20 protein-coding genes are annotated in these 21,790 nt (G+C 72.4%); 7 read left to right on the forward strand and 13 right to left on the reverse strand.

Translation table 11 applies throughout. The annotated features are described in order from the left end of the window. Nucleotides 1-156: 156 nt before the first annotated feature. Both ACIQMX_RS15370 and ACIQMX_RS15375 read left to right on the forward strand, forming a co-directional pair. A complete protein-coding gene (locus tag ACIQMX_RS15370) occupies nucleotides 157-726 on the forward strand; it encodes a TetR/AcrR family transcriptional regulator (RefSeq protein WP_402478136.1) in 570 nt (189 codons plus the stop codon). A 157-nt stretch (nucleotides 727-883) separates the two neighbouring features. Then, entirely contained in the window at nucleotides 884-2,044 is a 1,161-nt protein-coding gene (locus ACIQMX_RS15375; RefSeq protein WP_402478139.1) for an SGNH/GDSL hydrolase family protein, read from the forward strand. Between the two features lie 44 nt (nucleotides 2,045-2,088). Here ACIQMX_RS15375 and ACIQMX_RS15380 read toward each other — a convergent pair whose 3' ends face one another. The 4 genes from ACIQMX_RS15380 to xylB all read right to left on the reverse strand — a co-directional run bounded on the left by ACIQMX_RS15380 (nucleotide 2,089) and on the right by xylB (nucleotide 7,521). After that, on the reverse strand, nucleotides 2,089-3,669 hold the full coding sequence (locus ACIQMX_RS15380) for an aspartate:alanine exchanger family transporter (RefSeq protein WP_402478142.1): 1,581 nt from the start codon (nucleotides 3,667-3,669) through the stop codon (nucleotides 2,089-2,091). 138 nt (nucleotides 3,670-3,807) lie between these two features. Continuing rightward, complete coding sequence (locus tag ACIQMX_RS15385; protein ID WP_363075304.1) at nucleotides 3,808-4,632, reverse strand: hypothetical protein; 825 nt, start codon at nucleotides 4,630-4,632, stop codon at nucleotides 3,808-3,810. After that, nucleotides 4,632-5,906 carry a VWA domain-containing protein gene (locus ACIQMX_RS15390; protein WP_402478146.1) on the reverse strand — a complete coding sequence of 425 codons (1,275 nt, stop codon included), beginning with the start codon at nucleotides 5,904-5,906 and terminating at the stop codon, nucleotides 4,632-4,634. Before ACIQMX_RS15390 ends, ACIQMX_RS15385 begins: the two co-directional genes overlap by 1 nt. Before the next feature lie 112 nt (nucleotides 5,907-6,018). Then, on the reverse strand, nucleotides 6,019-7,521 hold the full coding sequence (gene xylB / locus ACIQMX_RS15395; RefSeq protein WP_402478149.1) for a xylulokinase: 1,503 nt from the start codon (nucleotides 7,519-7,521) through the stop codon (nucleotides 6,019-6,021). 257 nt (nucleotides 7,522-7,778) lie between these two features. Here xylB and xylA point away from each other — a divergent pair, with 257 nt between their 5' ends. Further along, the gene (gene xylA, locus ACIQMX_RS15400; RefSeq protein ID WP_402478152.1) at nucleotides 7,779-8,948 is read left to right on the forward strand and encodes a xylose isomerase; all 1,170 of its coding nucleotides are present in this window, start codon (nucleotides 7,779-7,781) and stop codon (nucleotides 8,946-8,948) included. A gap of 77 nt (nucleotides 8,949-9,025) precedes the next feature. Here xylA and ACIQMX_RS15405 read toward each other — a convergent pair whose 3' ends face one another. The 4 genes from ACIQMX_RS15405 to ACIQMX_RS15420 all read right to left on the reverse strand — a co-directional run bounded on the left by ACIQMX_RS15405 (nucleotide 9,026) and on the right by ACIQMX_RS15420 (nucleotide 12,221). Continuing rightward, nucleotides 9,026-10,270 (reverse strand): ROK family protein, encoded by a 1,245-nt coding sequence (locus ACIQMX_RS15405; RefSeq protein WP_363075296.1) that lies wholly within the window; start codon nucleotides 10,268-10,270, stop codon nucleotides 9,026-9,028. Between the two features lie 91 nt (nucleotides 10,271-10,361). Further along, nucleotides 10,362-10,976 carry a DUF305 domain-containing protein gene (locus ACIQMX_RS15410; RefSeq protein ID WP_402478486.1) on the reverse strand — a complete coding sequence of 205 codons (615 nt, stop codon included), beginning with the start codon at nucleotides 10,974-10,976 and terminating at the stop codon, nucleotides 10,362-10,364. Nucleotides 10,977-11,002: 26 nt separating this feature from the next. After that, nucleotides 11,003-11,653 (reverse strand): DUF3105 domain-containing protein, encoded by a 651-nt coding sequence (locus ACIQMX_RS15415; protein ID WP_363075292.1) that lies wholly within the window; start codon nucleotides 11,651-11,653, stop codon nucleotides 11,003-11,005. 142 nt (nucleotides 11,654-11,795) lie between these two features. Then, nucleotides 11,796-12,221 (reverse strand): hypothetical protein, encoded by a 426-nt coding sequence (locus ACIQMX_RS15420; protein WP_402478157.1) that lies wholly within the window; start codon nucleotides 12,219-12,221, stop codon nucleotides 11,796-11,798. Nucleotides 12,222-12,354: 133 nt separating this feature from the next. Between ACIQMX_RS15420 and ACIQMX_RS15425 the strand changes: the two genes are divergently transcribed. Beyond that, entirely contained in the window at nucleotides 12,355-13,296 is a 942-nt protein-coding gene (locus ACIQMX_RS15425; protein ID WP_402478160.1) for a phospholipid scramblase-related protein, read from the forward strand. Between the two features lie 220 nt (nucleotides 13,297-13,516). Here ACIQMX_RS15425 and ACIQMX_RS15430 read toward each other — a convergent pair whose 3' ends face one another. From ACIQMX_RS15430 to ACIQMX_RS15445, 4 genes are all read right to left on the reverse strand, one after another. Further along, nucleotides 13,517-14,254, reverse strand: coding sequence for a dienelactone hydrolase family protein (locus tag ACIQMX_RS15430; protein WP_402478163.1), 738 nt, complete (start codon nucleotides 14,252-14,254; stop codon nucleotides 13,517-13,519). Nucleotides 14,255-14,396: 142 nt separating this feature from the next. Further along, entirely contained in the window at nucleotides 14,397-15,062 is a 666-nt protein-coding gene (locus ACIQMX_RS15435) for a nitroreductase (RefSeq protein WP_402478166.1), read from the reverse strand. A 211-nt stretch (nucleotides 15,063-15,273) separates the two neighbouring features. Further along, a complete protein-coding gene (locus tag ACIQMX_RS15440) occupies nucleotides 15,274-16,617 on the reverse strand; it encodes a uracil-xanthine permease family protein (RefSeq protein ID WP_402478167.1) in 1,344 nt (447 codons plus the stop codon). 8 nt (nucleotides 16,618-16,625) lie between these two features. Beyond that, nucleotides 16,626-17,750 carry an aryl-sulfate sulfotransferase gene (locus tag ACIQMX_RS15445; protein WP_402478170.1) on the reverse strand — a complete coding sequence of 375 codons (1,125 nt, stop codon included), beginning with the start codon at nucleotides 17,748-17,750 and terminating at the stop codon, nucleotides 16,626-16,628. A 118-nt stretch (nucleotides 17,751-17,868) separates the two neighbouring features. Between ACIQMX_RS15445 and ACIQMX_RS15450 the strand changes: the two genes are divergently transcribed. Further along, the gene (locus tag ACIQMX_RS15450; RefSeq protein ID WP_330830301.1) at nucleotides 17,869-18,450 is read left to right on the forward strand and encodes a helix-turn-helix domain-containing protein; all 582 of its coding nucleotides are present in this window, start codon (nucleotides 17,869-17,871) and stop codon (nucleotides 18,448-18,450) included. A 195-nt stretch (nucleotides 18,451-18,645) separates the two neighbouring features. Here the strand turns inward: ACIQMX_RS15450 and ACIQMX_RS15455 are convergent, their stop codons facing one another. Further along, on the reverse strand, nucleotides 18,646-19,410 hold the full coding sequence (locus tag ACIQMX_RS15455) for a VOC family protein (RefSeq protein ID WP_402478174.1): 765 nt from the start codon (nucleotides 19,408-19,410) through the stop codon (nucleotides 18,646-18,648). Between the two features lie 141 nt (nucleotides 19,411-19,551). On the opposite strand from ACIQMX_RS15455, the gene ACIQMX_RS15460 reads away from it, so the two are divergent. Both ACIQMX_RS15460 and ACIQMX_RS15465 read left to right on the forward strand, forming a co-directional pair. Further along, nucleotides 19,552-21,243, forward strand: a complete 1,692-nt coding sequence (locus ACIQMX_RS15460; RefSeq protein ID WP_402478177.1) for an FUSC family protein — start codon at nucleotides 19,552-19,554, stop codon at nucleotides 21,241-21,243. Beyond that, a complete protein-coding gene (locus ACIQMX_RS15465; RefSeq protein ID WP_363075274.1) occupies nucleotides 21,240-21,746 on the forward strand; it encodes a MarR family transcriptional regulator in 507 nt (168 codons plus the stop codon). The genes ACIQMX_RS15460 and ACIQMX_RS15465 overlap by 4 nt, the downstream gene beginning before the upstream one ends. The last annotated feature ends 44 nt before the right edge of the window (nucleotides 21,747-21,790 follow it).

Consider the following 21,790-nt stretch of genomic DNA (forward strand, 5'->3'; position numbering starts at 1 on the left):
TTGTGGAGTACGTGAGTTGTCGAGAGTAGTCGGGTCGGGGCGAGGGTGGGGCGGCCGGTCCGTCGCTGTGATCAGGCACGCCTATGTCTGGAAGGTATTTGCCTAAAGGTTTTAGGCGCGTGCATGATGGGTGTAGCCGGAACAGAGGAGCAGCTCATGGTGCGTGCGGGACTGACCCCGGAACGACTGACCCGTGCGGGGGCGGAGCTGGCCGACGAGGTCGGCTTCGATCAGGTGACCGTCTCCGCCCTCGCCCGGCGGTTCGACGTCAAGGTCGCCAGCCTTTACTCGCACGTGAGGAACTCCCACGACCTCAGGACCAGGATCGCCCTGCTCGCCCTGGAGGAGCTCGCCGGCCGGGGGGCGGCGGCCCTGGCCGGCCGGGCCGGCAAGGACGCCCTGGGCGCCTTCGCGGACGTGTACCGCGACTACGCCCGCGAACATCCCGGCCGGTACGCCGCAGCGCAGTACCGGCTCGACCCGGAGGCGGCCGCCGCCAGTGCCGGGGGCCGGCACGCGCGGATGACCCGGGCGATCCTGCGCGGCTACGACCTGACCGAACCGGACGAGACCCATGCTGTCCGGCTGCTGGGCAGCGTCTTCCACGGCTACGTCAGCCTGGAGGCCCAGGGCGGGTTCAGCCACAGCGCGCCCGGCTCGCAGGAATCCTGGTCGCGGATCGTGGACGCCCTGGACGCCCTGCTGCGCAACTGGCCCGCGCCCTGACCACGACCCCCTGGGGCTGCGGCTACCGCCGGCCCGCTGGGCCCGCGCCCTGACCACGGCCTCCGTGCGTCCTCGGTGATCGCGGGCCCGCCGGCACAGACACCCATCCCCCCACCGACTCCCACCCCCAGACGTTCCGAGCGACAGGCGGAGAGACATGCACGCCACCCCCATCACCGCCGCCCTCCTGCGCGGCGCGCTCGACATCGAGCACACCGCACACGGGCTGCGCCCGCACCGGCTGCCCGCATGGGCGCGCGCGCAGTGCGCGGACGGCCAGTTGGCCATGGCGGAGGCCCAGCCCTCCGGCGTACGGCTGGTGTTCCGCACCCGCGCCACCACCATCGAGGTGGACGCCCTGCGCACCAGGACGTCCTACGTGGGCGCGCCGCCCCGGCCGGACGGTGTGTACGACCTGCTCGTCGACGGCCGCCTCGCCGGACAGGCGAACGCCGGCGGCGGGAACGTCCTCGTGGTGGACATGACGACCGGATCCATGGAGACCCGGCCCGGCCCGGTCGGCACCGTCCGGTTCGCGGGGCTGCCCGAGGGAGCCAAGGACATCGAGATCTGGCTGCCGTACAACGAGACCACCGAGCTCGTCGCCCTGCGCACCGACGCCGCCGTCGAACCCGCCCCGGACAGCGGTCGCAAGGTATGGCTCCACCACGGCAGTTCGATCAGCCACGGTTCCGACGCCGCGAGCCCCACGTCCACCTGGCCCGCACACGCCGCCTCGCTCGGCGGGGTGGACCTCATCAACCTGGGGCTGGGCGGCGGCGCCCTGCTCGACCCGTTCACGGCCCGTACGATGCGCGACACCCCCGCGGACCTGATCAGCGTCAAGATCGGCATCAACCTCGTCAACGCCGACCTGATGCGGCTGCGCGCCTTCGCCCCGGCGGTGCACGGATTCCTCGACACGATCAGGGAGGGGCATCCCACCACGCCGCTCCTGGTCGTCTCGCCCGTCCTGTGCCCCATCCACGAGGACACCCCCGGCCCCAGCGCCCCCGACTTCAGCAACCTCGCCGAGGGCAGGCTCCGGTTCGCGGCGATGGGCGATCCGGCGGAACGTGCCGCCGGAAAGCTGACGCTCGACATCATCCGGGACGAACTGAGCCGCCTCGTGACGCAGCGCTCGGCCGGCGACCCGAACCTCCACTACCTCGACGGCCGCAGCCTCTACGGCGAGCAGGACTTCGCCGAACTGCCGCTGCCCGACCAGCTCCACCCGGACGCCGCCACGCACCTGCGCATGGGCGAACGCTTCGCCGGCCTGGCGTTCGACGGGGACGGCCCGTTCGCCGCCGCGTAGCGCTCCTCCGTACGGGCCGGCACAGCACGCCGGCCGCTGCGGACTCAGAGCCCGACGATCAGCTGAATGCAGACGATCTTGACGAGGATGGCGAGCGCGAACAGCGTCGAGTACCCGTTGTTGACGCGGCTGTCGGTGACCCGGCTGTTGGCGTACGCGGTGATCGCCGGGTTGCCGACGTACCCCGACAGCAGGCCCATCGTCCGCTCCCGGCTCTGTCCGAGAGCCTTGGCGACGAGCACCATCAGCGTGTAGCTGACCACCGCGCCGATCACCAGGACGGCCACCAGCTTCAGACCGAACAGGGAGAACGCGTTCTGGCGGAAGGAGTAGCCGGAGGTGAGGCCGACGACCGCGAGGAAGAGCAGCAGGCCGATCTGGCGCAGCGTGAGGTTGGCCCGGGTCGGCAGGGTCCAGACCAGCGGGCCGGTGCGCCGCCGCCAGCCCAGGACCATGCCCATCACGAGCGGCCCGGCGCCCGTCCCGAGCGCGAGAGTGGTGGAGCCGAAGGTGACGGAGGGGATGGCGATCAGGAAGCCGAGGGTGAGCCCGAGTCCCAGACTCACCGCGCTCACCTCGCTGACCTTCGTCTCCGTGTCGCCGAGGTAGGTGGAGACCTCGGTGATCCGGTCGCGCGGCATCACCACGCGTACGCGGTCGTCGAGCTGGAGCACCAGGTCGTCGTGGGCGAGCATGTCGACATCGCCGCGCCGGACCCGGCTGACCGCCGCACCGTACCGCTCGCCGAGACCGAGTTCGGCGATCGTGTGGCCCGCGAGGGCGGGGTTCGTGAGCAGGACCCGGCGGTAGTCGACCGTCCGGCGGTTGTCGAGCAGATGGACGGGGGCGGTGGAGCCCAGCCGCCCGGTCGCGGTGCGTACGTCGTCCTCGCCGCCGACCAGCACGATCAGGTCGCCGGGGCGCAGTCGCCCGAGTCCCCGTGCCACCTGTACGTCGCCGCCCTCCGGGCGGTACTCGCTGGCCAGCACCCGGTGGTCCGCGACGCCCGGGACCTCGTCCCACGCCGTCTCGTGCTCCACCTGGACCGTACGGGTGACGAGCGCGGGCGGCAGTCCGGAATCGGGGTCGCGGCGTGCCACCCAGCGGCGGCGGGCCGCGATCGCGGCGATGAACAGGATGGTGATGACCACGGCGAGCGGATAGCCGATCGCGTATCCGACCGCGGGCTGTGCCGGATCGGCCGAGGCCTCCTGCGCGGCGGCCAGGCCCGGCGTGGTCGTGCCGATGCCCGCGTACCCGCCGGCCAGGAAGGGTCCGCTGATCCCGAAGCCGCTGTGTCCCACATAGCCGACCACGACGGCGGTGATCGCGAGCGCCACCACCGCGCCGGCCATCACCGGCAGCTGGCTGCGCAGTTCACGGAAGAACGCGGGCCCGGACTCCAGGCCGACGGTGTACACGTACAGGGCCAGGCCCAGGGCCGACACGCCGGCCGGTACGGCGGGCGCGATGTCCTTGTCGAGCGCCCCCACCAGCAGGCCGACGAACAACACGCCGGCCGCGCCGAGTTTCACCGGGCCGAACCGGACCATTCCGAGCAGGGCGCCGACGGTGATGACGGCGAACACCGCCACCCAGGGATTGTCCGCGAAGAACTGCCACACGGGGTGGGCCTCCCGTAGCGAAGAGCGGGCCGGTCCTGACCGGGCCATGATCTTCGAGGTGACGGGAGGCCGCCACTCGGGGGCATCTGACCGCGCGTCGGGCGGACCGGTCGTCCCGGTCCGCCCGACGGCGGGTCGTCAGACGCCCGGCGGAACCCGGGACGGGCGGCCGCTGCCGCGCGTCAGGGAGTAGCCGAACACGGCCGCGACCGCACCCAGCACGCCGCCGCCGACCGTCCACAGCCAGCGATCGGTCCACCAGCCGGAGGCCCAGCCGTCCTCGGGCTCGCCCGCGAGGGCGACCGGGGCGGCCGACGACCCGTCGGAGGCCTGCTCGACCGAGGACACGCCGGGCACCAGCGGCTCGGAGAGCGTGCCGTCGACATCCGCGGCGCCGCCCCTGCCGTCGGCCGTGACCTCGACCTCGGTCCGCACCGGCAGGCCGAGGTCCGCCGAGGGCAGGTCGACGACCGTGAGGCGGACGTAGTAGCTGCCGGGCAGCGGGTCGTTGGCCCACGGCTCGGACCAGGCCCTGACGGTACGCAGCACACAGGTGAGCTCGACCGTGGCGGCATCGGCCGCGGCCTTGCCGGTCTGCTTCCCGTACATGCAGGCCTGTCGGCGGCGCAGCCCGTCGTACACATCGACCTGCCAGGTCGAGGCGCCGTGCCGGGTGGCGGTCTCGGGGAGGGTGATCTTCGCCTTGACCGTGGCCCGCTGTCCGGCGTCCGCCGGGAACACCCAGTACAGGTAGTCGCCGGTGGAGGCGCCCGCGGTGGCGAGCTGGTCCGGCCGGATCGCCGTCGCGGTACGGAAGGTGGTGCCCGCCTCCGTGGGGCCCGATCCGTCACCGGAGGCGCTCGGGCTCGGCGACGGGTCGTCCGCGACGGCGGCACCCGCCCCGGTCAGCAGGGCGAGGCCGGTCAGCAGCGCGCCCGCGAGTACGCGTCTCGTACGGAACATCAGTGGGTCCTCCAGACGGCGAAGCGCCAGCGCGAGATCCAGCCGGTCAGCAGGCCCGCGACCAGTCCGGTCAGGACGAGCACGCCCAGCAGCCACCAGCCGCGCCCGAGACCGAACGCCGCGGCGTCGTCCGCCGCGTCGGGGGCGTCCACCAGGTCGATCGTCAGCTCGACCGGCATGCCGGGAGCGGTCTTCACCGAGGCGGGAGCGGAGAAGGAGTTGGAGACCTGCAGGCAGACGGTCTCCGCGGCCGGCTTCACGTCCCCGTCCGTGTCCAGCTCGGGCTTCGGGTAGCGCAGCCCGGACGAGATGGCGTCGGTGCGTCCGGTACCGGACTCGGAACCTCGGACGATCTCCCGGCCGTGCACGGTCACCGCACGCAGCAGCATGCCGTAGTCGTTGTTGACGGCCCGGTCGGCGAACACGCTGACCGAGGCGCGCAGTTCCTGTCCGGGCAGCACGTCGACGCGGTACCAGCGGTGCTCGGCGAGCTTCTCGCGGTCGGTGTAGAGGCCGGGCTTGAGCTGCGGGGCGTCGGTGCAGCTGCCGGCGCCCTCGGTCGCGACCGGGGTGACGACGGGTGCGGCCGCCCGGTCCACCAACTGCTTGACGCGGCCGGAGAGTTCATCGGTGTGCTGGACGGCGGTGTACGTGCCGCCGGTGGCCTCCGCGATGCAGGTGAGCTGCTGGCGGATCTTCGCGTTCGGCACCAGGCCGAGGGTGTCGATGACCAGGTGGATGCCGCGCGCCGCGATGTCACGCGCGACCTCGCAGGGGTCGAGCGGGCCGCAGGTGTCCTCGCCGTCGCTGATCAGCACGATCCGGCGGGTGGAGTCGCCGCCCTCCAGGTCGTCGGCGGCGCCCAGCAGGGCCGGGCCGATGGGGGTCCAGCCGGTGGGGGCGAGGGTGGCGACCGCGGTCTTGGCCTCGGTGCGGTCCAGCGGGCCGACCGGGTACAGCTGCTTGGTGTCCTTGCAGCCGACCTTGCGGTCGTCGCCCGGGTAGTCGGCGCCGAGGGTGCGGATGCCGAGCTGGACCTGCTCGGGAACCGCGTCCAGGACCTCGTTGAACGCCTGCTTCGCCGCGGTCATCCGGGACTGGCCGTCGATGTCGCGGGTCCGCATGGAGCCACTGACGTCGAGCACCAGCTCGACCTTGGGGGAGGCGGTGGCGGGGGTTTCATCGGCCGAGGCGGGCAGCGCCGAGCCGAGCCCGGCGGCCAGGGTGGCGAGCAGAACGCCCACCCCGGCCGTCAGCCTTCTTCTTATGATCATCGCCGGATAGTAGTGAACATCAGTTCGCTATCCAAAACGGCCGATGGCCGTCGCACGCGCTTGTGTGCGGCGTGCGACGGGACATGACAGAGGGTCAGCTCGACCGGTGGGTTCAGCGGCCGGGCCGGACGGGTGGTTCGGCTCCCAGCAAGGGGGTTGCCGCCCGTTCCATTACGGAGCCGACCCGCTCCCAGGTGGCGACGTCCCTCTCGACGGCCTCCAGGTGCGTCTCCTCGCCCGTGTCCCAGCCGGCCGCGATCGCGACCGGGTCCGCACCCGTGGCCGCGGCCGCGGCGAGCGCGGCGGCGCCCAGCGCGACCAGTTCCCCGCTGGAGGGCACGGACACCGGCCGCCCGGAGAGCCGGCGCACGGTCTCCACCCACACGCGCCCCTGCGCGCCGCCGCCGATCAGCCGGAGCGGCCGGCCGGCCACCTCGGGGTCGTCCGGGTCGAGCCCGCAGGCCCGCAGGAGTTCGTCGAGTGCGCGCAGCACGGTGACGACCGCGCCCTCGTAGGCGGCGCCCAGGAGTTGCTGCGGGGTGGTGTCGTGGCGCAGGCCCGTGAGGAGGCCGGCCGAGGTGGGCAGGTCCGGGGTGCGTTCGCCGTCCAGGTAGGGCAGGAGTACGGCTTCGCCGCCGGGCGCCGCGTCATTTCGGTCCAGGCCCAGCAGCGCGGCCACCTTGTCCACGGCGAGCGTGCAGTTGAGGGTGCAGGCCAGCGGCAGGTATGTGCCGTCCGCCGCGGCGAATCCGGCGAGGGCGGGGGAGGCCGGACGGGTCCGGGACGCGGTGAAGACCGTGCCCGAGGTGCCGAGGCTGAGGACGGGGTGGTCCAGGAGTCCGGCACCGCCGAGCCCGAGGCCGACGGCGGCGCTCATGTTGTCCCCGGTGCCCGCGGCGACGGCGATCCCGGCTGGCAGGCCGAGCGCGTCCGCGGCCTCGGCCGTCAGTGAACCGGCGCGCGCCGCCCCGCTCGACGCCACCTCGGGCAGCAGGGCCGGGTCGATGGCGAGGAGCGCGAGGATTTCCGGGTCGTAGGAACCGGTCGCGGTGGAGTACCAGCAGGTGCCGGACGCGTCGCCCGGATCGGTGACGGCGCGGCCGGAGAGGCGCTCGGTGAGGAAGTCGTGGGGGAGCCGGATCGCGGCGGTCGCGGCGGCGGTCTCCGGTTCGTTCTCCCGCAGCCACTGCCACTTCGACGCGGTCATCGAGGCCACCGGCACCGAACCGGTGCGCGCGGTCCAGGCGTCGGCGCCGCCCAGGGCCGCGGTGAGCGCGGCGGCCTGCGGGGCGGAGCGGGTGTCGTTCCACAGGAGGGCGGGGCGCAGCGGGCGCCCCGCACGGTCGAGGACGACCAGCCCGTGCTGCTGTCCGGCCACGGCGATCCCGGTGACGGCGCCGGCGGCGACCCCGGACTCCTTCAGTCCGGCGGCGACCGCGTCGCGCAGCGCCTGCCACCACACCTCGGGATCGCTCTCGCGGGCTCCGCCCTCGCCGGTGACGACATGCGGAGCGCGCCCGACGGCGAGCAGCCGGCCGGTGGCGGCGTCGACGAACGCCGCCTTGGTGGACTGGGTGGAACTGTCCACACCGATGACGACCTCATGCGGCGGCATGGCTGACCTCGATCTCTGGTTCAGGTGGTTCCCGGCCGCGGATCCTCGCACTGCGGGCCCTTGCTCCGCCGGGATTTGATCGTACGGTGAACAAATTACGCGACGGAACCCCTCCGGAACAGGGGCCGCCGAGGATTTTCCTGGACGGGGGGTTACGTCGCCGGGGTGGTCCGTGCATGATTAGTCATGACAGTGAACAAATTGAGGTTCGGCCGTTCGACCGGCTGCGGACCCATGGCACCGAAGGCGGCAGGACCATGACGGATCGCTTCACGCCCACCGCGCAGGACAAGTTCACCTTCGGCCTGTGGACCGTGGGCTGGCAGGGCCGCGACCCGTTCGGGGACGCCACCCGGAAGGCGATCGACCCGGTCGACTCCGTCCAGCGCCTCGCGGAGCTCGGTGCGTACGGCGTCACCTTCCACGACGACGACCTGATCCCGTTCGGCTCGACGGACTCCGAGCGCGAAGGCATCGTGAAGCGGTTCCGGCAGTCGCTGGACGCGGCCGGTCTGGTCGTTCCCATGGCGACGACGAACCTCTTCACCCACCCCGTCTTCAAGGACGGCGCCTTCACCGCCAACGACCGCGACGTCCGCCGCTACGCCCTGCGCAAGACGCTCCGCAACATCGACCTCGCCGTCGAGCTCGGCGCCACCACCTACGTCGCCTGGGGCGGCCGCGAAGGCTCCGAGTCGGGCGCCGCCAAGGACATCCGGGTCGCGCTCGACCGCATGAAGGAGGCCTTCGACCTGCTGGGCGACTACGTCACCGAGCAGGGCTACGACCTGAAGTTCGCGATCGAGCCCAAGCCGAACGAGCCGCGCGGCGACATCCTGCTTCCCACCATCGGCCACGCACTCGCCTTCATCGAGCGCCTGGAGCGCCCCGAGATGGTGGGCGTGAACCCCGAGGTCGGTCACGAGCAGATGGCCGGGCTGAACTTCGCGCACGGCATCGCGCAGGCCCTGTGGGCGGGCAAGCTCTTCCACATCGACCTCAACGGCCAGTCCGGCATCAAGTACGACCAGGACCTCCGCTTCGGCGCCGGCGACCTGCGCCAGGCCTTCTGGCTCGTCGACCTCCTGGAGAACTCGGACTACGCGGGCCCGCGCCACTTCGACTTCAAGCCGCCGCGGACCGAGGACTACGACGGCGTCTGGGCCTCGGCCGCGGGCTGCATGCGCAACTATCTGATCCTCAAGGAGCGCGCCGCCGCGTTCCGTGCGGACCCCGCGGTCCAGGAGGCGCTGCGCGCGTCCCGTCTGGACGAGCTGGCACAGCGCACCGCCGAGGACGGCGTGGCGGGCCTGCTGGCCGACCGCTCGGCCTTCGAGGACTTCGACGTGACCGCGGCGGCCGAGCGCGGCATGGCGTTCGAGGCGCTGGACCAGCTGGCGATGGACCACCTGCTCGGCGTCCGCTGACCGCACGCGGAACGGGAACGGAACGGATACGGGGAGGGGGAGGGACGCGCGGCGTCCCTCCCCCTCCCCGCACACGCTCAGACGGTCGGCCGCCCCGCGTACGCCACCGGGTCGGCCAGTACATCCGTCATCACCAGCGCCGCCGCGCCCCGCGCCGCGTCACCCGCGACGGACGAGGCCCGCAGCCGGCCGCTGCCCGGGGTCCACAGCCCCGACACCACCCGGCCCGTCAGCTCCTCGTCGGCGGGCGGTGCCAGCCACGGCATGAGGTTGCGGTAGACCCCGCCGAGCACCACCGCGTCCGGGTCCAGCAGATTCACCGCCCCCGACAGCACCCGTCCCAGCATCCGGCCCGCGTCCGCGACCGCGGCCACCGCCCGCTCGTCCCCGGCCCGGGTGCGCCGCTCCAGTTCGGCGACCCCGATCCCGCTGCCGCCCTCCTCGATCCCCGCCGACCGCAGGAGCGCCGCCTGGCCCGCGTACTGCTCCAGGCAGCCTCGCGACCCGCACCGGCACTGCGGCCCCTCCGAGTCCACCACCACGTGCCCGATCTCCCCGGCGAAGCCGTGCGCACCGCGCAGCAGCTCGCCGTCGACCACCAGAGCACCGCCGACCCCGATCTCCCCGGTCAGATAGAGGAAGGTCCGGATCCGGCCGAGCCCGCCGAACCACAGTTCGGCCAGCGCCGCCAGATTGGCCTCGTTCTCCGAACTCACCGTCAGCGCTTCGTGACCGGGGCGCTCGGCCGCCAGAGCGGCGGCGAACAGCTCCTCGGCGGGTACCTGGTTCCAGCCCAGGTTCGGTGCCTGACGCACCGAGCCGCCGGAGACCAGACCGGGCAGTGCCAGTGCCACGCCGACCGGGAAGAGCTCCTGCTCCCGGGCCGAGTCCAGGGTGCGCGCGGCGATCCTGGCCGCCCGCGCCAGCACCTCGGCGGGCGGCGCGCCCCGGTTGTCGAGATGCTCGGTGAGCCGGACCCGACCGGTCCCGGCCAGATCGACGACCACCACCGACACATAGTCGATGTTGACCTCGACCCCGAGCCCGGCAGGCCCGGTGCGGGCCGTCTTGAGCGCGGTTCCGGGCCGGCCTGCCTGGCCGCTGAACGTCTTGCCCGACTCCGTGAGGAACCCGCTGTCGAGCAGCTGCTCGACGAGCGAGGACACGGCGGCCCGGGTCAGTCCCACCCGCGCGGCGACTCCGGCCCGGGTCGCCTCACCCTCGCCCTCGTCACGGACGGCCCGCAGCACGAGGCTGAGGTTGCTGCGCCGGACGGTGTCCTTGTCGGCCTTGGGCCCCAGCGGCGTGAGGTTGCTCTTCATATCGGTGCCGAGCCTATGCGATCCCGTACGCCAGTACGGTCGCGAAGTCCCGGTCCGGCCGCTCGCGGAGGCAGCCGGACCGGGGTGGAACTCAGGCCGTGGACCCGCGCTCCTTGAGCATGTCGGCCATGAGCGCGATCTCCGAACGCTGCCCGAGGACCATGCCCGAGGCCAGGTTGCGGATCTCGTCGGTGCCAGCCGCGGCGGCGGCCGCCCGGGCCATCTCCGCCCCGGCCCGGTGATGCGCGGTCATCAGCTTCAGGAAGCGCACCTCGGCGTCCCGGCCCTTGGCGGCGCGGAGCGCGTCGAGCTCGGTGTCGGTCGCCATGCCGGGCATCAGCGCGCCGTCCCGCGGCGTGACGGTATGGCCCATCCACGCCATGGGCGGGCCGGGAGAGCTCTTCGCGCGGCCCCACGTCTCCAGCCAGCCCAGCATCATGCCGCGCTGGTTGGCCTGGGTGTTGATGATGTCGTACGCGAGCCGGCGCACCGCCACGTCGGAGGTGCGGTCCCGGACGATGAACGACATCTCGACGGCCTGCTGGTGGTGGACGGACATGTCCCGCGCGAATCCGACATCGGCCGAGGCCTCGGCGGGTGCCGCGGCGGACGTCGCGGTGGACGGGGCCGAGGAGGAGGGACGTACGAGCATCAGCGCGACCAGACCGAGAGCGAGCAGCAGCACTGCCCCGCCGGCCAGCGCCATCGGCCGTGACGCACGGGCCGGGGACGTCACTTGGCGATCCCGCCGGAGCAGGCGGCACCCGGTTCCGGGGTCTGCGGGCCCTGGACGTACTTCGTGAAGAACTGCGCGACGCGGGCGTCGGAGGCGCTCTTCACGGCCAGCTGCTTGCCCCAGGCGCTGAGCATCAGAGGCGACCCCTGGTCCTCCACCGGGCTCATCAGCGAGTACGGCGTGGCCTCGACCTTCTTCTCGAGCGCCTTGACGTCGGCCGCGCTCGCCTTGCTGGTGTACGTGACCCAGACCGCGCCGTGCTCCAGCGAATGGACGGCGTTCTCCTTCGGTATCTCCTCCTTGTAGACATCGGCGTCGCAGTTCATCCACACCGGGTTGTGGTCGCCGCCGACCGGCGGGTTCATCGGGTAGTCGACCTTCTTCTGGACGTGCTCCTGAGTGAGCTTGTCCCAGCTCTTCTCACCTTCGACGGGCGAGGACTTGGCGGCCGTCTCGGCCTTCTCCTGCTCGTCGGCCTCGTTCATCAGGTAGCCGCCGCCGGCGACGAGGCCGGCCACGACGACGACGGCTGCGGTGATCGTGATGATGCGGCTGCGGCGCTCGCGGATCCGCTCCTTGCGGCGGGCCTCGTCCAGCTTGGCGCGGCGGGCGGCGGCAGGGGTGTTCTGCTTCTTGGCGGAGGCCATGGTGGGTCCTTCGGTTCGTGACGCGGAGGGGGTGCGGACATGCGGGAGCGCTCTCGGGTGTCCGGGAGCGGTCGCGCCCTGGGGACTTTCCGCTCGGATCAGGCCGGACCCTGTGAGCCCGGCATGATGCGAACGAGCGGCCCTAGATCCGTTGAACCTGGAGAAGGAGACGGTCCACAGCGCCCACGGCCTCGTTCGACGGGCCGCGGATGGCGGCGGCGCCGGTGAGCGGGGCCGCCGGGAGAGGCACGGCGACGGTCGGGAGGGCCGCCGGAGCAGGCTGGCCGGGCACCATGACGGCGGCCGAGTGCTCCGACGCCCCGTGACAGGAACTGCCGGCTCCGCGATCGCGCGGGGCGTCGGCCACCACGACCCGCTCCGCCGGCATCTGAACGGCGAGCGTGATCCCGGGCGCGAACGCCGGGGCGAGGCCGTCATGCGCGGCAGCGGAGGCGCCGGGGGTCGGCCAGCAGCACGAGGCCAGGGCGATCAGGACGACCACCCAGCCGAGCACCACGGACGCGCGGGTACTCCGCCGCCGGTCCGTGCGTTCGCTCAGCCAGTTCATCCCGGCATCGTATCGGTGTGTGAAGTTTCAATGAGTGCGGGGCCCGGATCGGTGCAGCGGCACCCGGACCGGCGAACCTGTGGATCCCGGGGGAAGGGGTTCCGCTCCGGGCGCGCCAGGATAGTGTGCCCCGGTGACAACGCACTCGAACGTATCTGCGGGCTGGTATCCGGATCCGCACGGCGCCCCCCAGCTGCTGCGCTACTGGGACGGTTCCCAGTGGACCGAGCACACCAATCCGGCCGGCGGACAGCAGCAGGCCCAGGCACCCGCTCAGGTTCCGCAGCAGCAGGCCCCGCAGCAGCACCACCAGCCGCAGCAGGCCCCGCAGCAGCAGCATCAGCAGCAGGCGGCCCAGGCTCACCAGCAGGCCCAGCAGGCCCAGCAGGCCCAGCAGGCCCAGCAGGCCCAGCAGCACCAGCCCGCCGCTGTTCCGCAGCAGGGCATGCCGCAGCAGGGCGGGGTCCCCGGCGCGGGCACGCTCTTCAACCAGCAGGTCCTGGTCGTGAACCAGAAGGCCAAGCTGATCGAGTTGACGAACGAGTACAGCGTCTTCGACCAGCACGGCAACACCATCGGCTCGGTCATCCAGGTCGGCCAGAGCGCGATGCGCAAGGTGCTGCGCTTCGTGAGCAGCATCGACCAGTACCTGACCCACCGCCTTGAGATCCGCGACGCGTACGGTCAGCCGCAGCTGCTGCTGACGCGACCGGCGAAGTTCATCAAGTCCAAGGTCATCGTGCAGCGCCCCGACGGGCAGTTGGTCGGCGAGATCGTCCAGCAGAACGCCATCGGCAAGATCAACTTCGCGATCATGGTCGACGGCCGGCAGGTCGGTGCCATCAAGGCGGAGAACTGGCGGGCCTGGAACTTCGCGATCGTCGACCACAACGAGGCCGAGATAGCCCGGATCACCAAGACCTGGGAAGGTCTCGCGAAGACCATGTTCACCACGGCGGACAACTACGTGCTGCAGATCCACTACCAGCTGCCCGAGCCGCTGCTGAGCCTCGTGGTGGCGACGGCCCTGACCGTGGACACGGCCCTCAAGCAGGACGCCCGCGGTCTGGGCTGAGCCCCGCACCCGCGCAGGGGCGTGACCGGGACAGGCGCCCAAGGGCAACGGAACGGCCCGGTATCCCCGATCCGTTCGGATTCGGGTGCGGCGACGTGCAGCGCAGTCGCTCGAAGCCGGCCTGCCCGGCGACCGAGTCGGTGCCGGGACGGGCCTACCGCTCCGGGGATCAGGCGGATGCGTCGCGCGAGCGGGCGGGCGCACCAGCAGGCTCACGGGGTCATGCCGGCAGATCCTCCGCCACGGGCAGGCACTCGGCGAGCAGGTCGACGACGTCGCGCCAGGCGCGCTGTGCGTGCCGTGGGTGGTAGCCGACGCCGGGGACTGTGGGGTGGTCGACCGGCGGATGGTGGAAGGCGTGCAGGGCGCCGCCGTAGACCGTGAGGCGCCAGTCGACGCCCGCGGCCTGCATCTCGGCGGTGAACGCGTTCCGTTGCGCGGGCGGCATGATCGGGTCTTCCGACCCGACCCCGGCCCACACCGGGCAGCGAATGCGCGCCGCCTCGCCCGGTCGGCCCGTGGTGGTCGCGTTGACCGTGCCGATCGCGCGCAGGCCGACGCCGTCGCGTCCGAGTTCCAGCCCGATGGCGCCCCCGGTGCCGTAGCCGATGGCGGCGATCCGGTCGGGGTCGGTCCGCGGCTCGGCGCGCAGCACGTCGAGCGCCGCATGGCCGATGCCCCGCATGCGGTCGGGATCGGCGAGCAGTGGCATGCAACGGGCCAGCATCTCCGCGGGGTCACCCAGATAGCGCCCGCCGTGAAGGTCGAAGGCCAGCGCCACGTAGCCCAGCTCGGCGAGTGCGTCGGCCCGGCGGCGCTCGACGTCGCTGAGCCCCATGCCCTCCGGCCCGATCAGCACCGCGGGCCTGCGGTCGACACCGGCCGGGAGCGCGAGGTGCCCGGTCATCGTCAAACCGTCGGCCGGGTACTCGACCGTCCGCGTCGTCATCGTCGTCATGGGACTGGACCGTAGCGATCGTCGAGCCCGGTCCGGACGCCGTTCCGCCGACGGCGGAACAACGCGGGTGTCTCCGAAACCCACCGCTTGTCCGCACCACGGGTTGCGGGGATCCCGGCCGACGCCGGACCGGCACTCCCGGTCATCCTCCGACGAAGCTCACTGTTTCTGCCACGTCGGCGCGCCCGGTGCGTAGCCGCGGCACGCCCTCCTTCTCGAATCCCACTGACACGCCGCAGAACAGCACGAGCCCGTCATCGGCTCCGACGATCCGGCTGACGGTCCGGCGGTACATGGTCCACATCACCTGGGGGCAGCTGTGCAGTCCTTCCGCCCTCAGCAACAGCATGACCGTCTGCAAGTGCATTCCTGCGTCCCCCCACTGCCCGGGCCCCATCGCCCGGTCGAGGTAGCAGAACAGCACGACCGGTGCCCCGAACGCCTCCGTGTTCAGCGCGGCGATCTTCATGGGCCTCTCGGGGTCGTCACGTTCGATCCCCAGCGCTTCGTACCGCTGGGCAGCAGCGGCGGAGAAGCGGTCCACGTACGGCGAGCCCAGTTGGGCCGGGTACATCGGATACTCCCGCTCGTCCCCCGGGTCTCCCGCCAGAGATCTGGCCGTTGCGCGCCTCTTCAGCTCGGCCAGGGGCTCGCCGGTCACGACATACACATGCCACGGCTGGAGGTTCCCGCTCGACGGGGCCCGCGCCGCCGTGGCCATCACACGCTCAAGTGTCTCTCTGGGTACCGGCTCGCCGCTGAACGCCCGCACAGCCCGGCGACTGTCCACAGCTTCATACACATCCACGTCCGTACTTCCCCTCGCCCGACGACAACCACCTCTCTACCGTCTTCAGTACGCACGCGACAGATCGGGCATGCGCCCCGGCGCGGATCTTCGGGGCCGTTCTGTCGAAGGCCCCTGTGGCGCGTATCCCGGCACACCCGGGACGCGAAGACGCCCGCGCCCCTCGTCGAGGGGCGCGGGCGTCTCCATGCCGTTGCTGCGGGCACTGCCGTCACTGCGGCGCGCGGTCGGGCGGACCGCTGTCCGGCGGTCCCAGCCGGGCGAACACCGCAGCCAGAATCACCGCGGCCAGCGCCCCGGCGGCCACACCGCTGCCGAAGACGGTCCGCGCCCACACCGGCAGGCCCGCGTACATCTCGGGCGCGAAGACCGGCAGCAGACCGACGCAGAGGGCCAGGGCGACCACGATGCCGTTCGTGCCGTGGCTGAGGTTCTCACGGCTGAGCATGCCGAACCCCATCGTCGCGATCACCGCGTAGATGATCAGCCCCGCGGCGCCGACCACCGGCTCCGGAATGGCGGCGAGCAGCCGGGTGAGCGGCGTGATCAGTCCGCACAGGATCAGCAGCACGCCCGCGCCCGCCGTGACGAACCGGCTGCGCACGCCGGTGAGCTGCACGATCCCGATGTTCTCGGCGCTGGTCACCATCAACGACGTACCGAAGACGCCGGCGCCCAGCGAGGTGACCGCGTCGGCGCGGGAGATCCGCGGCACGTCACGCGCCGCGTCCGGAGTCCGGCCCACCGCCTCGCTGTTCAGAACGGTCTGCCCGGTCGCCTCCGCCAGCGAGGCGAGCGCGAAGACCAGCAGCGGCACGGCGGCCAGCAGGTCGAAGTGCGGCGTCCCGTACGGGAACGGGTCGGGCAGGGCGAACGGGCTGCCGTGCGCCATGTGGAACGCCGTACCGGTCAACGCGGCGACGAGCGTGCCGCCCGCGAGGCCGAAGAGCACCGACATCTGCCGCCAGACACCGCGCATGAACAGGAAGAACAGTGCGGTGATGCCGAGCGTGGCGAAGCCGAGCCCCGGTCCGGAGGCGATCATCGGCGCGGTGATCTTGATCATGTTGATCCCGATCAGGACCACGGTGGTGCCCATGACCAGGGGCGGGAAGAACCGCACGAGGCGCCCGTAGAGCGGCAGCACGGCGATCAGGAAGACCGCCGCGATCAGTACCGAACCGGACGCGGTGGCCGGTCCGTGCTCCTTGGCGACCTGGAGGAAGATCGCGACCGCCGCGCCGCCCGGAAGCATCAGGAACGGCAGCCGGGCGCCGATCCGCAGAGCCTTCACGCCCAGCGACTGGAGCAGCGCGCCGATGCCGCACAGCACCAGCGTGGCGCTGAGCAGCGATGCGGTCTGGGACGCGCTGAGCGACAGCGTGGTGCCGATCAGGATGACCGAGGAGACGGGGGCGGCCACCCCGGCCAGCAGATGCTGGAACGCGAGCGGGACCAGCCGGGGGAGCGGGAGCCGCTCGTCGACCGGCGCGACGGAAGGGGCCGGCGCGGCGGGGACGGCCGGGGCGGCCGTATCGGGGGCGGAGGAGGCCATGGTCCGGCTCAGCCCTTCGGGACGTCGAGCCAGGGGAGCTCCCGGGCCGAGTAGCGATAGGAGCGGAACACGGCGTTGGGCTCGGACGGGAACAGCTTGCGCACTTCTTCTTCCTGGTAGCCGCCGAAGAACGGCACGATGTACTCCCAGCACAGGTAGCCGTCCTCGGTCACCTCGAAGAGGCGTCCCGCGGGGGAGTCCGTCACGAGCGTGTTCCCGTTCGGCAGGCGCTGGGCGCTGCCCATGAACGGGGCGAAGAACGACTCGCGTGCCGGGTCGTGGTACTCCCACGCAATGGTGCCACTCGACCGCTCGATCTCGATGACCCGGCTGAACGGAACGTCCCAGTGCGGCCGGAAGACTCCGTTGTCGAAGACCAGGAAGTTGCCGTTCTCCAACTCAGTCGGGCAGTGCTGCTGCGATACGACGCCGGGCTCGCTGCGCCAGATGATCTCGCCGCTCTCGCGGCTGATGACGACCACGGCGGAGACGGAGCGGAAGCTCGCCAGGATGTTGCCGTCGCTGGTCGGCAGCACGCTGTTGATCAGGGGGTAGTGCTCGCGCGCGTAGTCGGGGTGCAGCGGGAAGGCCTCGCGGTCGAGGTGCTCGGAGACCTTCCACTCCCACACGGTGTTGCCCTCGGCGTCCACCTCGACGATGGTGTCGGCCCAGACCGTGCCGTCGGGCTCCGACCCGGGCACCCCGCCCCGGACGGCGGCCGCGGCGTCGCCGGTCAGCGGCTCCAGCGCGGCGTACAGCAGCCTGCCGTCGCCGTAGTGGTACGCGTCGTGGTGCTGGAAGCGGTCGCGGTGCTCGCGCACCACCGTGCCGTCGGGGGTGATCTCCTGCATGATCCCGCCGCGGTACTTGTGCCACATGGGGAAGAGCGCCGGCTCGTCCGGGAGGACGCCGCTGTAGGCGAGGTTGCCGTTGGGCAGGATCCGGGCGTGCCGGCCGGGCCGGTACGGGAGGTTCCACTGATGGACCACGTCACCGCGCATGTCGATGAGATACACCTCGCCGCCGCCCGTCAGCGGGGCGAAGAGGGTGTATCCGCCGTAGCTGGCGTCCTCGTCCAGGGCTATGAGCCCGGTACCGCGTCGCCGTCGCTGGTTCTGGTCCACGAGGGGCATGGATCGGTCCTCCCGGTTAACTTTATTAGGTGGGACTTAAGAGGTTAACCGGCCCGGTAGGCTGCTCACTGCCCCGCCGCCTGTGGCGTGCGGCACGCAGGGACACGGAGTGGATGAGATGAGCGAGGCGGACACCCCCCTGGTCGGCCCGGGGATTCGCCGACGGCGCCGCGCCCTGGAACTGACCCTCGCCGAGGTCGCGCGACGGGCCGGGCTCTCCACCCCCTTCCTCAGCCAGATCGAGAACGGCCGCTCCCGGCCGAGCATGGGGTCGCTCCAGCGCATCGCCGACGCGCTCGACACGACCGCGGTCCAGCTGCTCTCCACCGCCGAGGCGCCCCGCCCCGTCGACGTGGTGCGCGGCACCTCCGCCTCCGTGCGGGAGACGGGTGCGGAGGGCGAGGGCGACGGGCGGATGCGGCCGCTGGTCCGCGGTCACCAGCGGCTGCACGCGCTGGAGTTCACCGGGGACCACGACTGGGGCCGTGAGTTCCGGCACCGCAACGACGAGATCCTGTACGTCGCCGACGGCTCGGCGGAGGTCGAGGCGGACGGCAGCTTCTACCGCCTGGAGCGGGGCGACACCCTCTACTGCGCGGGCGGCCTCGTCCACCGCTGGCGTCCGATCGAACCGGGTACGCGCGTCCTCGTGGTCGGTATCGGGGACCACGTGCAGGTGACGGACGAGCAGAGCGGCTGACGCCGGCGTTCCGCCCGGGCCCGGCCTCCTCGTCGGACCGGCGCACGCCCCGGGCGGCAGGAGTGTCGGCGGTGACAGGCGCTCGCGGCGCGCCGCCGTCGCGGCCGGATCGTACGTCCGGCGGTCATCCCTCGCGCCCGCCGGCCATACGTCCGGCAGTCATCCCTCGTCGCCCGCCGACCGTACGTCCGGCGGTCAGCCCTCGTCGCCCGCCCGGTAGATGCCGAACACGGCGCCCTGCGGGTCGCGCACCACCGCGATCCTGCGGGCGCTCGCGATGTCGGCCGGGGGCATCAGCAGGTCGCCGCCTCCGCTCAGCGCGGTGGCCGCCGTCGCGTCGACGTCCGCGACGGCGATGTACGGCAGCCAGTGCGGCGGCACCTCGGACGGGATGTTCTCGTCCATCGCCAGCAGGCCGCCGAAGTCCTCCCCGCCGACACCCCACTGCGGGTAGGTCTCCGAGGCCTTGACCGTCCAGCCGAAGACGTCCGGGTAGAAGGCGAGCGCCATTTCGCTCGTACGGGTGGCGAGCTCCGTCCAGCCCAGTGCGCCCGGTTCGTTGAACAGGTCGGCGCCGGCGAAGGCGCGCCCCTGCCACAGCGAGAACACCGCCCCGGACGGGTCCGCCAGGACGGCGAACCTGCCCTCCTCGAACACGTCCATCGGGCCGGCCAGCAATGAACCGCCCGCAGTCGTCGCCTTCCGTGCCGTCGCGTCCGCGTCCCCGACGGCGAAGGACACCGTCCACGCGGGTGGCTGCCCCGGCCGGTGGACGGGGCTGAGGGCCGCGACCCGGGCGTCTCCCCGATGCGCCGTGGTGTAGCCGCCCGCCTCGTCGCGCGGATCCGTCTCGCACTGCCAGCCGAAGAGGGCCGTGTAGAACGACTTGGCCGCCGGAAGGTCGGAGGTGCTCAGCTCGATCCAGCAGGGACCGCCGGGCACCGGTGCGGCGAGCTTCATTCGGAATCCTCCGTGCGTGGGGTGGATGCGCGCCGGTCTTCCTGACGCAGCTGAACGCTATGACCGTGGGCCGGAGGGAGCCGTCAGGCACGCGCAGCCGACAGAATCGTTTACATGTGTAATACCTGCTAAAGTATGTGGGTGAGTCATACAAGCATCAGGCCCCGGCCGTCCTCCCTCCGCAGAATCCCGCTGGCCGCCCCGCTGCGTCTGGCCCGGCCCTCGGACATGTGGTTCAAACCGGCGACCAGCGTGGTCGTGGCCACGGCGGTTCCCAACCTGGTGCTCTACTCCCTGGACCGTCTCGACCTCGTGATGTACACGATGGCCGGCTCGCTCTGTGCGCTGTACGGCCACAACCTGCCGTACGCGCGCCGCGCCAGGACCGTCGTCGGAGTCGTCCTCGGGATGCTCGCCGGCCTGGCCGTCTCCCTGGTCACGGCCTCGCTGACCGGTTCGGCCGCGGTCCTGATCGCCGTCGGCGCCCTCCTGGCCGCCGGGCAGAAGCTGCTCTGCGACGCCACCCGCATCGGACCGCCCGGCCCGGTCATCTTCACCTTCGTCAGCTCCGCCGCCCTGTTCACCCCGCAGGAGATCGGCCAGGTGCCCGGCCACCTCGCGCTGACCCTCGGCGCCGGCGCGGTGTCCTGGCTCGTCACCGTCGCCCCCGCGCTGGTCCGCCGGGAGGGACCCGAGCGCCGTGCCACGGCCCGCGCGCTGAACGCGGCGGCCGCGTACGCCGCCGAGCCCGGCCGGCCCACCCGCCGCGCCGCGGTCGCCACCGTCCACGCGGCCTGGCAGACCCTCCTCGCGGCCGGACGCCCCACCCCCGTGCGCACCGCACTGGAACGCCTCGTCGTCCACGCCGAGGCCGTACTCACCGCCGACTCGGCGGACACCGCCGCGGACGCCGACAGGCTCCGCGAGTGGGCCCGGCTGACCCGGTCCCGCGGACCCGTTCCCACGCCCCCGCCCGCCCCCGGGACCGCCGCGGAGCTCTTCGGCGTCGACGCCGAGCGCGCCGCCCGGCGCCCGGCCGCCCGCGACGGAGCCGTACGCGCCCTGCTGCTCCGCCTCGCCCCGGGCTCCCCGCTGCTGCCGGTCGCCGTCCGCACGCTCATCGGCTGCGCCCTGGCGGGGTACATCTGCTCGGCCGTCGGCGTCGGCCGCCCCTACTGGGCGATCGTGACCGCTGCCTCGCTGTACCAGGCCAACGTCACGCTCTCGTGGAACCGCACCCTGCAGCGCACCCTCGGCAACCTCATCGGGGTCCTGGTCTTCGCCGCCGTGCTGCCGGCCGCCCGGATGGACCCGCTGGCCCTGATCGGCTTCTGTCTCCTCTTCGGGTTCGCCGCCGAAGCCCTGATCACCCGCAACTACTGGCTCGGCTCCGTCGCCGTGACCCCGATGGCGCTCCTCGTCCTGGAGTACGCGGGCAGCCACCCGGCCGGTGAGCTGATCGGCGACCGGGTCCTGGACACCGTCATCGGCGCCGGCGCCGGATTCCTCGCCGCGGTGTTCGTCACCAATCGCCGCGCCACGGGCCGCGTCGAGCAGGCGCTCGCCGAGGCCGAGCGGGCCCGCGCCCACGCCGTGCAGACCCTGGCCGACCCCGCACCCGCACCCGCCGCCCTGGATGCGGCCCGCCGCAGGCTCACCGGATCCCTGGTCGAACTGCGCGAGGCGGAGGAGACCGCGGCCGGTGAATGGTGGCAGCGGGCACTGCCGCAGGAGGCGGTGCTCGCGGCCGAGCAGGCCGGACACCGTACGCTCGCGGCGACAGCGACACGGCGGGGGACGATCGCCCCGGCCCAGGAGAACGGAGCGGTGTGACCGACGACATCGTCGCCTCGGTGGTACGGCAGTGGCAGGCCGTCAATCCGGAACTCGACACCGGGCCGATGGAGCTCATCGGCCGGATCAACCGCTGCTCCGCCCTGCTCCAGCAGGCCGAGGACGCTCCGCTGCGCGGCGCCGGACTGACCCGTGCCGAGTTCGACCTGCTCGGTGCCCTACGGCGTACCGACCGCGAACTCACCCCGGGCGAACTGGCACGCGAGACGTTCTCCTCCGGCGCTGCGGTCACCAAACGGCTCCGGGCGCTGCAGGAGCGCGGCCTGATCGCACGCCGCAGCGACGCCCGGGACCGCCGGGTCGCGCATGTCGGTCTCACCGACGCGGGACGGGAGCTGGTCGACGGGCTGCTGCCGCAGCAGCTCGCGTACGAGCGCGCGGTGCTCTCCGGTCTCGACGCGCAGTCCCGTGACCGGCTCAGCGCGCAGCTCAGCGAACTGCTGCTCCAATTGGAGGGCCGCATCGGCGGGGGCCGCCGCTGACGGGCCGGAGTACCCCGGACGCGTAGCCGGACGCCGGGCGCCGG

The sequence above is a fragment of the Streptomyces sp. NPDC091416 genome (assembly GCF_044756845.1).
In the GTDB taxonomy this organism is placed as follows: domain Bacteria; phylum Actinomycetota; class Actinomycetes; order Streptomycetales; family Streptomycetaceae; genus Streptomyces.

Excerpts from the sequence above, each read along its gene's own strand:
- ACIQMX_RS15370 (WP_402478136.1), top strand. The coding sequence starts at position 157 with ATGGTGCGTGCGGGACTGACCCCGGAACGACTGACCCGTGCGGGGGCG.
- ACIQMX_RS15375 (WP_402478139.1), top strand. The coding sequence starts at position 884 with ATGCACGCCACCCCCATCACCGCCGCCCTCCTGCGCGGCGCGCTCGAC.
- ACIQMX_RS15385 (WP_363075304.1), bottom strand. The coding sequence starts at position 4,632 with ATGTTCCGTACGAGACGCGTACTCGCGGGCGCGCTGCTGACCGGCCTC.
- ACIQMX_RS15390 (WP_402478146.1), bottom strand. The coding sequence starts at position 5,906 with ATGATCATAAGAAGAAGGCTGACGGCCGGGGTGGGCGTTCTGCTCGCC.
- xylB (WP_402478149.1), bottom strand. The coding sequence starts at position 7,521 with ATGCCGCCGCATGAGGTCGTCATCGGTGTGGACAGTTCCACCCAGTCC.
- xylA (WP_402478152.1), top strand. The coding sequence starts at position 7,779 with ATGACGGATCGCTTCACGCCCACCGCGCAGGACAAGTTCACCTTCGGC.
- ACIQMX_RS15405 (WP_363075296.1), bottom strand. The coding sequence starts at position 10,270 with ATGAAGAGCAACCTCACGCCGCTGGGGCCCAAGGCCGACAAGGACACC.
- ACIQMX_RS15410 (WP_402478486.1), bottom strand. The coding sequence starts at position 10,976 with ATGGCGCTGGCCGGCGGGGCAGTGCTGCTGCTCGCTCTCGGTCTGGTC.
- ACIQMX_RS15415 (WP_363075292.1), bottom strand. The coding sequence starts at position 11,653 with ATGGCCTCCGCCAAGAAGCAGAACACCCCTGCCGCCGCCCGCCGCGCC.
- ACIQMX_RS15420 (WP_402478157.1), bottom strand. The coding sequence starts at position 12,221 with ATGAACTGGCTGAGCGAACGCACGGACCGGCGGCGGAGTACCCGCGCG.
- ACIQMX_RS15430 (WP_402478163.1), bottom strand. The coding sequence starts at position 14,254 with ATGACGACGATGACGACGCGGACGGTCGAGTACCCGGCCGACGGTTTG.
- ACIQMX_RS15440 (WP_402478167.1), bottom strand. The coding sequence starts at position 16,617 with ATGGCCTCCTCCGCCCCCGATACGGCCGCCCCGGCCGTCCCCGCCGCG.
- ACIQMX_RS15445 (WP_402478170.1), bottom strand. The coding sequence starts at position 17,750 with ATGCCCCTCGTGGACCAGAACCAGCGACGGCGACGCGGTACCGGGCTC.
- ACIQMX_RS15450 (WP_330830301.1), top strand. The coding sequence starts at position 17,869 with ATGAGCGAGGCGGACACCCCCCTGGTCGGCCCGGGGATTCGCCGACGG.
- ACIQMX_RS15455 (WP_402478174.1), bottom strand. The coding sequence starts at position 19,410 with ATGAAGCTCGCCGCACCGGTGCCCGGCGGTCCCTGCTGGATCGAGCTG.